This window comes from Povalibacter sp., from assembly GCF_036735925.1.
Classification (GTDB): Bacteria; Pseudomonadota; Gammaproteobacteria; order Steroidobacterales; family Steroidobacteraceae; genus Steroidobacter.
Window position 1 is genome coordinate 1 of the sequence record NZ_DAINNK010000118.1, and the last position, 10670, is coordinate 10670.

At 65.6% G+C, this 10670-nt stretch carries 7 protein-coding genes; 2 read left to right on the forward strand and 5 right to left on the reverse strand.

The genetic code is table 11. The features are described from left to right. Positions 1–134: 134 nt before the first annotated feature. Positions 135–1547, reverse strand: a complete 1413-nt coding sequence (locus tag V7D81_RS21790) for a tetratricopeptide repeat protein (RefSeq protein WP_324320276.1) — start codon at positions 1545–1547, stop codon at positions 135–137. A gap of 200 nt (positions 1548–1747) precedes the next feature. On the opposite strand from V7D81_RS21790, the gene V7D81_RS21795 reads away from it, so the two are divergent. Continuing rightward, complete coding sequence (locus V7D81_RS21795) at positions 1748–5623, forward strand: BTAD domain-containing putative transcriptional regulator (protein ID WP_324320278.1); 3876 nt, start codon at positions 1748–1750, stop codon at positions 5621–5623. 2 nt (positions 5624–5625) lie between these two features. Here V7D81_RS21795 and V7D81_RS21800 read toward each other — a convergent pair whose 3' ends face one another. The 3 genes from V7D81_RS21800 to V7D81_RS21810 all read right to left on the reverse strand — a co-directional run bounded on the left by V7D81_RS21800 (position 5626) and on the right by V7D81_RS21810 (position 8365). After that, positions 5626–6750, reverse strand: a complete 1125-nt coding sequence (locus tag V7D81_RS21800) for a zinc-dependent alcohol dehydrogenase family protein (protein ID WP_324320280.1) — start codon at positions 6748–6750, stop codon at positions 5626–5628. 138 nt (positions 6751–6888) lie between these two features. Then, a complete protein-coding gene (locus V7D81_RS21805) occupies positions 6889–7524 on the reverse strand; it encodes a 3-oxoacid CoA-transferase subunit B (protein ID WP_324320282.1) in 636 nt (211 codons plus the stop codon). Between the two features lie 124 nt (positions 7525–7648). Then, complete coding sequence (locus V7D81_RS21810) at positions 7649–8365, reverse strand: CoA transferase subunit A (protein WP_324320284.1); 717 nt, start codon at positions 8363–8365, stop codon at positions 7649–7651. A gap of 133 nt (positions 8366–8498) precedes the next feature. On the opposite strand from V7D81_RS21810, the gene V7D81_RS21815 reads away from it, so the two are divergent. Continuing rightward, positions 8499–8930, forward strand: coding sequence for an acyl-CoA thioesterase (locus V7D81_RS21815; protein ID WP_324320286.1), 432 nt, complete (start codon positions 8499–8501; stop codon positions 8928–8930). Positions 8931–9057: 127 nt separating this feature from the next. Here the strand turns inward: V7D81_RS21815 and V7D81_RS21820 are convergent. Next, positions 9058–10670, reverse strand: a 1613-nt coding sequence (locus tag V7D81_RS21820) for a vitamin B12 dependent-methionine synthase activation domain-containing protein (RefSeq protein ID WP_324320287.1), incomplete at its 5' end; no start/stop codon positions are given.

A 10670-nucleotide genomic window follows, 5' to 3' on the forward strand; every position in this document is an offset into this window, starting at 1 on the left:
AGCCGGCCTCTTTTCAGAAGTCAGGCTGAAGCCTGACCTACAGAAACCCCCTGTCCTTCCCCCGCTGCGCGGAGGAAGGGACGCTCGATTCGATCTCGTCTTGTGATCCCCCGGCGGTGACGTGGGAACGCCTGCTAGCTCGCCAGCAGGCTTTGCCGCATCCCCGTCTGCACCTTGCGCCGTATCTCGGCCTTCTCCCTCGCCTTCACCGCCCCCATCGCATCGCCGGCCAGATCCAGCGCCCGCGCGGTCAACCGCCAGTTGAACGGGCTTGCGGGTTTCAGCTGCGTCCGCTCGGCCGCCAGCGCACGCGACAGGCGTGCGTTGCCCGAGCGCATCGCCGCTTCCACCATCGTCAGGTGCACGAGATCGCGCTGCGCATGACTGCCGCCGAAGCGGTGCGCGATCGTGCGCATGGGCGCGATCAGGTTGATCACGTCGCTGTAATGATCCATCCCGAACGCCAGCAGCGCCTGCGCCAGCGGCAGGCCCACGTCGCGCGACATCATGGCGTTGGTGTCGTTGCCGATGGCCTTGTGTTCCAGCGAGGCGATCGTGCGCTGCGCGAGATCGAACCGCTGCGCGCCGACGAACGACATCACCGCATGCACGTCGTTGAAGGCGTAGTACGCGTGTTCGGCCAGCGCCTCCCACGACTGCGCGAGTTCCTGCCAGCGCGGCCCGACGTCCACGCCTCGCAACTGCAGGCGCCACAACAGGGCCGATGCATCGACCATTTCCATCGGCGCCGTCGACGCCACCGGGCGGATACGGCGATCGTAGAGATCGAACACGCGATCGAGATCGTCGATGTCCAGGCAATACAGCGCCAGATGCCACCAGTTGTGATACGCGAAGCCGTTGTCGACGGCCCAGTGATTCTCGCGCCCCGTCAGCCAGTCGATGCCCTCGCGCGTGCGACCCGTCATCTCCATGACATGGGCGACCGCATGCACTGCCCAGGGATCGTACGGATTGATGGCCAGGGCGCGCCGGCCCGTGTCCTCGGCCTGCGAATAAGCGGCACATTCCTCGAGGCCGAAGGCATGCATGCCCAGGACGAAGCCGTATCCGGGCACCGAGTTGTCCCAGTACGGCAGGACGTGGGCAATGCGGTCGCGCAGCATCGTCGACGACCCCATGAGGAAATCGCCGACGTGCGCCACCTGCAGGGCCAGCAGGTCGCGTGGATACTCGACGACGATATCGCCGTAAGCCCGCACCGCGGCCGCGAAGTCGCCGTTCAGCCACTTCCTGGCCGCCGCGGCATGCATGCGCTCACGATCGTTGGCGTGCCTGAGGGTTTCTATCGCCTCGACGCTCGATGCCAGCATCGGCACCAGCGACCGGTCGGTCGACATGACGACGAGCGCGGCCTGCAGGCAGTGACCCATCGCAAAGTCGGGGTCGGCGTCGATGGCCCTCCGGATCGTGGCCATCGGATCGAAGTAGTAGCCGGCCGACAGTTCCACGGCCCGTTCATAGTGCTGCAGCGCTTCGCGGCTGTGGGTCGAAACCGGTACGCCGCGCGAATCCAGAAGTGTCATGACGGAAGCCTCCCGCCGGCCCCTGCCGGCTTCTTTCCGGGCTCCTTTGTAGCCCCGCCGCGTGAGCGGCCAGTCTCGACACGCGTGAAAAAAGCGTGAAATATCGGCCACCCTGACCAAAGTCAGGGACGCATCGGGCCCAATCGCAGCAGCGGCGGACGCGTGCTGGACCGATCCTGAGGGTTCAGGGAGACCTTCGTTTGACGCAACTGGTGCTGCAATTGCTGGGGCGCTTCGTCGTGCGCGATACGACGGGTACCGAACTCAGGATCGCCTCGCGCAAGGGACGCGCCCTGCTCGCCTTTCTCGCCGCCCATCCCGGCGAAATGCACAGCCGCGACCGGCTCGCGAACCTGCTGTGGGAAGAAGCCGATGAAGAACTCGCACGCACCAGCCTGCGCCAGGCGCTGGCATCGATCCGCAAGGTACTGCCGCCGGAGGCGCACGCGGCGCTGATCAGCGATACCGACTCGCTGCGCCTGAATCCCGAACTGATCGAAACCGACATCGCGCTGCTGCGGCACTCGCTGGCCGTGGGTACGCGCAGCGCCGTGCAGGACGGACTGACGCATCATCGCGGCGATTTCCTCGAAGGGTTCGATGCGAAGTCGACGGCCTACGACGAATGGCTGAGCCAGGAAAGAGCAGCGCTGCGCCGGCAACTCGGCGAGGCGTTGCAGAAACTTTCGGCGCTCTGTTCGGCACAGGAAGATGTCGAGGGCGCACTGACCGCCAGCAGCCGCCTCGTCTCGCTCGAACCGCTCAACGAAGCGGCTCATCGCCGGGTCATGGAACTGCAGGCGCGGCGACATGCCTACGCCGACGCGCTGCGTCAGTACCAGATCTGCCGCGACATCCTGCGTCGCGAGCTCGACGTCGCACCCGAGCCTGCGACCGAACGGCTCTATCGCGAACTCATGCGACGCCGGCGCGCCGCGACCGCGCCGTTCACCGCGGACGGCAGCGAATCGCCACCGTCCGAGGCGTCGGTCGCCAGCGCCTTCGTGACCACCGCCAACGAACGTCGTACAGAACTGCGCGACGCCGTCGTGCTGGTCGTACGCCTCGAAGGCCTGACGGAACTCGAAGCCACGCTGGAACCGGAAGAGGCCCACCACATCGGCCGCGACTTTCACGATCGCGTGCAGGCCGTCGCGACGCAGTTCAATGGCCGTGCCGATCGACGCGCAGGTTCGAGCGTGCTGGTCGTGTTCGGCGCCACCGAAGTGCGCGGCAACGAGGCGGAACAGGCCGTGCGGGCCGGCCTCGCGCTGCGCCAGGCGGTTCGCGATGGCGGCTGGCCGATATCGGCGGGATTGTCGCTGCGCATGGGCATCGCCCAGGGTCAGCTGCTCGTCAGTCCCGAACTGTTTCCGTTGACCGGACGGCCGACGCATCTGGCGCACACGCTGGCGATGCGCGCGCCCGACAACGGCATCTGCATCGCGTCCGCGATCCGCAATGCACTCGGCGCCGCCATCGAAGCGCAGGCGCTCGCCGACGCATCGTCGACCGACAACGACACGGCGTGGCTGCTGCAGTCCCTGCAGGACGACGGCAGACATCAACACGAACCGCTGGTGGGACGCCGTCCCGAACTTGCGATGCTGACGGCGATGCTGGATCGATGCCGCGCCAGCCGGAACGGCCGCGCCGTCGTCGTGCGCGGCGAAGCCGGCATCGGCAAGACGCGAGTGATTCACGCCGTGATGGTCGCCGCGCGCAGCAGCGGCGTCGCCGTGCACGCGTCGAGCGCGCTGGACTTCGGCCAGTCGCCGGGCCGCCGGCCCGTCACGACGCTGGCGCTGAGTCTGCTGCGGGTCAGTCCGGAAGCGCCGGCGAATGAACGATCGGCTGCCGTCGCGGAAGTCATCCGGGCGAGCGGCGGCGGAATCGATCAGCTCATCTTTCTCAGCGACCTGGTCGACGCGCCGCTCGACAGCGAACTCGCCGCACTGGAGCGCGCCATGGACACCGCGACCCGGCAGCGGGGCCGCTCACTGGCGCTCACGCAACTCGTCGAAGCAGCCGCAGCCCGCTCGCCGCTGCTGCTCGTCGTCGAAGACGTGCACTGGACGGACCAGGACGAACTGGCCCGCTTCGGCGAGATCGCAGCGGTCATCGCCCGCTGTCCGGCGTTGCTGATCATGACGACGCGCCCCGAAGGCGATCCGATCGGCGCCCTGTGGCGCGCACGCGCCCGCGGCTGTCCGGTGACCACGGTCGATCTCGCGCCGCTCGCGGACGACGAAGCACAACTGCTGGCGAGTCACTACGCCGATCTGTCGCCCGAGGTGGTCGCCGCGTGCATCTCCCGCGCCGAAGGCAATCCGCTGTTCCTGGACCAGCTGTTTCGCGCGGCATTCGACGGTCACGATTCTCTGCCCGGCTCGGTCCGGGCGCTGATCCTGGCGCGGGCGGAGCGGCTTTCCCTGCACGACCGCGACGCGCTGCAGGCTGCTGCGGTGCTCGGCCAGCGATTCGCCAGCGGCGCCCTGCGCCGATTGATCGACGACAGCGACTTCGCACCGCAGGCATTGATCCAGACCACGCTGCTGCGCGAAGACGGCGACGACATCGAGTTCACGCACGCCCTGTTTCGCGATGCCATCTACGAATCGACGCTGCGCTCGCGGCGGCGCGAACTGCATCGTCGCGCCGCCGACTGGTTCGCCGCACAGGATCTGGCGCTGCGCGCGGATCACCTCGCCGCGGCCGACGCTCCCGAAGCGGCGGATGCGTATCTCGCCGCGGCCAGTTCGGAACAGGCCGCATCGCGATTCGAGCGGGCGCTGATGCTGGCCACCAAGGCCAATGGCGCGGCGCGCGATCCGCTGCAACTGCATCGCGCGCAATGCCTGCTGGGCGAACTGCTGCTGACGCTCGGGCGCACTCACGATGCGCTCACGGCATTCCGCGAAGCCATCGACTTCGCTCCCGATCAGCGACGCCAGGTCGACGCCTGGATCGGCGTCGCCTCCGCGCTGCGCGTGATGGATCGGCACCTGGAGGCGCTGGACGCACTGGACCGCGCCGAGAAAGCGCTGGGCGAACAGGAGGACATCCCGGTCCGGGTACGCATCAGCACGCTGCGCGGCAATCTGTGCTTCCCGCTCGGACGCATCGACGACTGCCTGCGCGAACACGAGCGCGCCATGCAGCTTGCATCCATCGCCAGCTCGCCGCTGGATCTCGCGCGCGCCTACAGCGGTCTCGGCGATGCGTGGTATCAGCGCGGCAGAATGCGTACCGCCAGCGAATACTTCGCGCGCAGCCTCGACGAAGCCCGCCGCCACAATCTGCCGGCCGTGCGCATCGCCAATCTGCCGATGCTGGCATTGACCCGGCTGTACTGCGGCGATGCCGGCACCGCGGACGCGTCGCTGCAGGAAGCGCTCGAACTGTCGCGCCGCCTCTGCGATGCGCGCAGCGAACTGCTGACGCAGCTGGTCGCCGCGTGGGTCATGCTGATTCGCGGTCGCATCGATCTGAGCGACAGCTACGCACAGCGATCGCGCGACCTGGCAGAACAGCTGAGCGCACGCCGATTCCAGGCGGAAGCGATCACGCTCCAGGCCAGCTGCCGGCTCGCGTGCCAGCAGCGCGGCGATGCGGACGATCTCATTCGCGAAGCGCTGCAACTCAGCCGTGCGACCGGCATGAACTATTGCGGCCCGGTCGTGCTCGGCGTGCTGGCACGAACCACGACGCTGCCGGAAGAACGCCGGCAGGCGCTGCGCGAAGGCGAGGAACTCCTCGCATCGGGTTGCGTGAGCCACAGCTATTTCGAGTTCTATTTTCAGGCGATCGAAGTGAGTCTGCGCGAAGGGCTGTGGGCGGACGCACGGCGCTACGCGGATGCGCTTGCAGCCTACGCGCAGGATGAGCCGATCGCCTGGACGGAGCTGCTGGTGGCACGCGGCCACTGCCTCGCGAACTTCGGCCAGGGAAACCTCGACCGTGACATGGCGGGAACGCTGCAGACACTGCGCGCCCGGTGTCATTCGTCCGATCTGCGCCTGCCGCTCGCCGGCATCGAAGAGGCCCTGGGCCGGCTGGCCGGCGTGCAGGCCTGAAATCAGAGCGTCACGACCTGACGCACCGTCCTGCCGTCGGCGAGCCGGTCGAACGCCGCGTTGATGTCTTCCAGCGGCAAGTGTTCGCTGAGCAGCTTGTCGACCGGCAATCTTCCCTGGCGATACATCTGGATGTAGCGCGGAATGTCGCGCGCCGGATCGCAGCTGCCGAGATAGCTGCCCTTGATGGTGCGCTCTTCGGCGACGATGCTGACGTGAGGAATCGAAAACAGGTGCTGCGGATTCGACAGGCCTGCACTCACCGTCGTACCGCCGCGCCGCGTGACGCGGTAACTCAGCTCCATCGCCTTAACGGCGCCGGCCATCTCGAATGCGTAGTGCACGCCGCCATGCGACAGCTCGCGGATCTGCTCCACGGCATCGGCCGCCGCAGCGTTGATGGTGTGAGTCGCACCGAGTTCGCGCGCCAGCTTGAGCTTTTCGTCGCTCAGATCGACGGCGATGATCATCGAAGCATCCGCCAGTCTCGCCCCCAGCAATGCCGACAGACCGACTCCGCCCAGACCGACGATGGCCATGCTGGAGCCGGGCGACGGCTGCACCGTGTTGGTCACGGCGCCGACACCGGTCATGACCGCACAGCCGAAGACGGCCGCTTCATCGAACGGCAGCGAGTCGTCGACCTTCACCAGCGACTCGCGCGCGATCACCGCGAACTCGGCGAATGCGGACACACCCAGATGATGATGAACCGCGCCCGATCCCTGTCGCAGGCGCCGGTCGCCGCGCAGCAGCGTGCCCGCGCTGTTGGCACGGAAACCCGGTTCGCACAATGCAGGGCGTCCCGTGTTGCAGGGCTCGCAGGTCCCGCAACACGGAACGAAGGCAGCGACGACATGATCGCCCGCCCTGAGATCGCGCACCTGCGCACCGACGTCGACGACCTCGCCCGCACCTTCGTGCCCCAGCGCCATTGGCAGCGGCCGCGGCCGATCGCCGTTGATCACCGACAAATCCGAGTGACACAACCCCGCCGCCCGCATCCGCACCAGCACTTCGTGCGGCCCGGGCGGATCGAGATCCACTTCGACGATCTGCAACGGCCTGCTCTGCGCGTACGGGCGCGGCAGGTTCATTTCATTGAGGACGGCGGCTTTGGTCTTCATCCGTGAAGAGTAAACGCAATGGATGCGAAAAAAGAGAAGAGATTGGCCGCAAAAAAGCGCAAAAGCCGCAGATCGAAAAACCTTGTCTTCGAACTTGTGCCTCTTGCGCCTTTTTGCGGCTATTTCTCTCCGAACCTCTCAGCTCACGAAGTTCGCCGAGGTTTTGGTCCTGAGCTCATCGGCCGACACGCCCGGCGCAAGTTCAAGCAGTTTGAAAGGCGACTTGCGGTCGGGCCGCGCGAAGACGGCGAGATCGCTGATGATCATGTCGACGACGTTCGCACCGGTCAGCGGCAGTTCGCACTGCGGTTTGAACTTGGCAGAGCCGTCCTTCGAGTTGTGCTCCATGACCACGACCACGCGCTTGACGCCCGCGACCAGGTCCATCGCGCCGCCCATGCCCTTCACCATCTTGCCGGGCACCATCCAGTTGGCGAGATCGCCCTGCTCGCTCACTTCCATGCCGCCGAGGATCGACAGGTCGATGTGGCCGCCGCGGATCATGCCGAAGCTGTCCGATGACGAGAAATACGACGAGATCGGCAGCTCGGTGATGGTCTGCTTGCCGGCGTTGATGAGGTCGGGGTCCTCTTCGCCTTCGAACGGGAACGGACCCATGCCGAGCATGCCGTTCTCCGACTGCAGCACGACTTTCATGCCTGCAGGAATGTAGTTCGCGACCAGGGTGGGAATCCCGATGCCGAGATTCACGTAGAAACCGTCACGCAGTTCGCGGGCGGCGCGCGCCGCCATTTCGTCTCTGGTCCAAGGCATGGCTACTCCGGAGAAAACTCGATGGTTGTTGCTTCTCTTCCTGTGGGGCCGGCTTCAGCCGGCTGAAAAACAGTCAGGCTGAAGCCTGACCTACACAAAGAAGCCGGCCCCACAACAGAAACGGTCAGGCGGCGGCGCGCTTGCGCACCGTGCGCTGCTCGATCCGCTTCACGTAGTTCGTTCCCTGGAAAATGCGCTGCACGAAGATGCCGGGCGTGTGGATCTGGTCGGGATCGAGCGTGCCCGCCTCGACCAGCTCTTCCACTTCCGCAACCGTCACGCGGCCGGCGGTGGCCATCATCGGATTGAAGTTGCGCGCGGTCTTGCGATAGATGAGGTTGCCTTCGGCGTCGCCCTTCCAGGCTTTCACGAGCGAGACGTCGGCGACGAGTCCTGTTTCCAGCACGAAGGTCTCGCCGTTGACGACGCGCTGTTCCTTGCCTTCGGCCACGAGCGTTCCCGCGCCGGTGCGGGTGTAGAAACCGTAGATGCCGGCACCGCCCGCGCGGATACGTTCGGCGAGCGTGCCCTGCGGATTGAATTCGAGCTGCAGTTCGCCCGCCAGATACTGGCGTTCGAATTCCTTGTTCTCGCCCACGTAGGACGAAATCATCTTGCTGATCTGCCGGGTCTTGAGCAGCAGGCCCAGCCCGAAATCATCGACGCCGGCATTGTTGGAAACGACGGTGAGGCCTTTCACGCCCGACTCGCGCAGCGCCAGGATCAGGTTCTCCGGAATGCCGCACAGGCCGAATCCGCCGGACATGACGACCTGGCCATCGCGCACGACCCCGGCCAGCGCGTCGCGTGCATTGGCGTAAACCTTGGACGAACTTGCCATCGATCGTTCCCCCTCGTTAATTCATCGGGCGACGAATTATACCCATCGGTAACGTCCCGCCTAGCTCCCGGCGGGCGGCGGCTGGCACAATGCGCACCGCATCAATGTCAGGGACAACACAACAGGACCCGCGATGTCAGCGACCCCATCTCCACCCCAGCGCAGCGATTTCAAGGTCCTGCGACCGATGCAGACGCGCTGGATGGATAACGATCACTACGGGCACGTGAACAACGTCGCCTACTACTCCTACTTCGATTCGGCGGTCAACGGCTACCTGATGGAAGCCACGGCCTCGGACACGCGCGAGCTGTCCGCGATCGGCATCGTGGCCGAAACGGGCTGCCGCTACCTGAAGGAAATCAGCTTTCCCGACGTGCTCCACATCGGACTGCGCCTGGAGAAGCTGGGCAACAGCAGCGTGGTGTATCAGCTCGCGGTGTTTCGCGGCACCGATACGGATCCGTCAGCGATCGGACGGTTCGTGCATGTCTATGTCGATCAGAAGACGCGGCGGCCGGTGCCGATTCCGCCGGTCATTCGCGCGGCGTTGGAGCGGTTGTAGGGTTCTCTAAAGAGAATGGCCGCAAAAAGGCGCAAAGGACGCACAAGGAATGCCGGAATAGGATTCCGGACCTGATTTTTCCAGCCTGCGTCTTTTGCGCCTTTTGCGGCCATTCCTCCGGCTCTTTCTAAGCCGCGTCCGCGTTCGACCCCGGCTCATACCCGAGATTCGGCGACAGCCAGCGCTCCGCTTCCTCCAGACTGATCTTCTTGCGGGCAGCGTAGTTGCGGACCTGGTCGAGATCGATCTTGCCGACGGCGAAGTAGCGCGAGTCGGGATGCGAGAGATACCAGCCGCTGACGGCAGCAGTCGGGGTCATGGCGAAGGATTCGGTGATGCTGATGCCCGCATTCGTCTGCGGATCGATGAGCTTCCACAGCGTCGCCTTCTCGGTGTGATCCGGACACGCGGGGTAGCCGGGGGCCGGACGGATGCCGCGATACTCTTCCTTGATGAGATGTTCGTTGGTCAGGCGTTCCTCCGGCGCATAGCCCCAGAATTCGCGGCGCACGCGTTCGTGCATGCGCTCGGCGAAGGCTTCGGCGAAGCGGTCCGCGATGGCCTTGAGCATGATGGCCGAGTAATCGTCGTGCGCTGCATGGAAGCGCGCGATGTGTTCGTCGATGCCGATACCCGCCGTCACGGCGAAGGCGCCGATGTAGTCGCGGCGACCTGAATCGCGCGGCGCAATGTAGTCGGCGAGACAGTCGTGCGACTGGCCATCCGGTTTGCCCTTCTGCTGACGCAGGAAGTGCAGGCGCTGCAGCACCTGCGTGCGCGATTCGTCGGTGTAGATCTCGACGTCGTCGTCATCGACGCTGTTGGCCGGGAACAGGCCGATGACGCCGCGCGCCGTCAGCCAGCGCTCGCGCACGGCCTGCTTGAGCATGCGGCGCGCATCGGCGTAGAGATTGCTCGCCTGCTCGCCCACCACCGGATCGGTGAGGATGTCCGGGAACTTGCCGGCGAACTCCCAGGCATTGAAGAACGGCATCCAGTCGATGTAGCGCGTGAGATCTTCGAACGAGTAGTCATCGAAAGCACGGATGCCGAGGAAGCGCGGCACGGGCGGCTCGTAGTTCTGCCAGTCGCCCTTGAACTTGTTGGCGCGCGCCTGCGCGATCGTGAGCTGCGGGCTCTTGATCTTGCGGCCGTGATGCTGCTCGCGCCGGGTCGCGTGCTCGGTCTTGAGCTTCGCGACGTACTCGCCGCGCGTTGCTTCGGTCATGAGCTGCTGGCAGACGCCGACCGAACGCGAAGCGTCCTTCACGTAGGCAACGGCGCCCTTGTATTGCGGGTCGATCTTCACCGACGTATGCGCAGGCGAGGTGGTCGCGCCGCCGATCAGCAACGGCTTCTCGAAGCCCTGACGCTGCATCTCGCGCGCGACGTGCACCATCTCATCGAGCGATGGCGTGATGAGACCGGACAGGCCGATCATGTCGGCGCCTTCGCGCCGCGCCGTTTCGAGGATGCGTTCGCACGGCACCATCACGCCGAGATCGATCACTTCGAAGTTGTTGCACTGGAGCACGACGCCGACGATGTTCTTGCCGATGTCGTGTACGTCGCCCTTCACGGTCGCCATCACGATCTTGCCGTTCGACTTCGACACCGTGCCGCTCGCCGCCTTTTCCTCTTCAATGAACGGGATCAGGTGCGCCACCGCCTTCTTCATGACGCGCGCCGACTTCACGACCTGCGGCAGGAACATCTTGCCGGCGCCGAACAGGTCGCCGA

Bases quoted from the DNA above. Each gene is read 5' to 3' on its own strand.
- V7D81_RS21805 (WP_324320282.1), bottom strand. From the start codon at position 7,524: ATGCCTTGGACCAGAGACGAAATGGCGGCGCGCGCCGCCCGCGAACTG.
- V7D81_RS21815 (WP_324320286.1), top strand. From the start codon at position 8,499: ATGTCAGCGACCCCATCTCCACCCCAGCGCAGCGATTTCAAGGTCCTG.
- V7D81_RS21800 (WP_324320280.1), bottom strand. From the start codon at position 6,750: ATGAAGACCAAAGCCGCCGTCCTCAATGAAATGAACCTGCCGCGCCCG.
- V7D81_RS21790 (WP_324320276.1), bottom strand. From the start codon at position 1,547: ATGACACTTCTGGATTCGCGCGGCGTACCGGTTTCGACCCACAGCCGC.
- V7D81_RS21810 (WP_324320284.1), bottom strand. From the start codon at position 8,365: ATGGCAAGTTCGTCCAAGGTTTACGCCAATGCACGCGACGCGCTGGCC.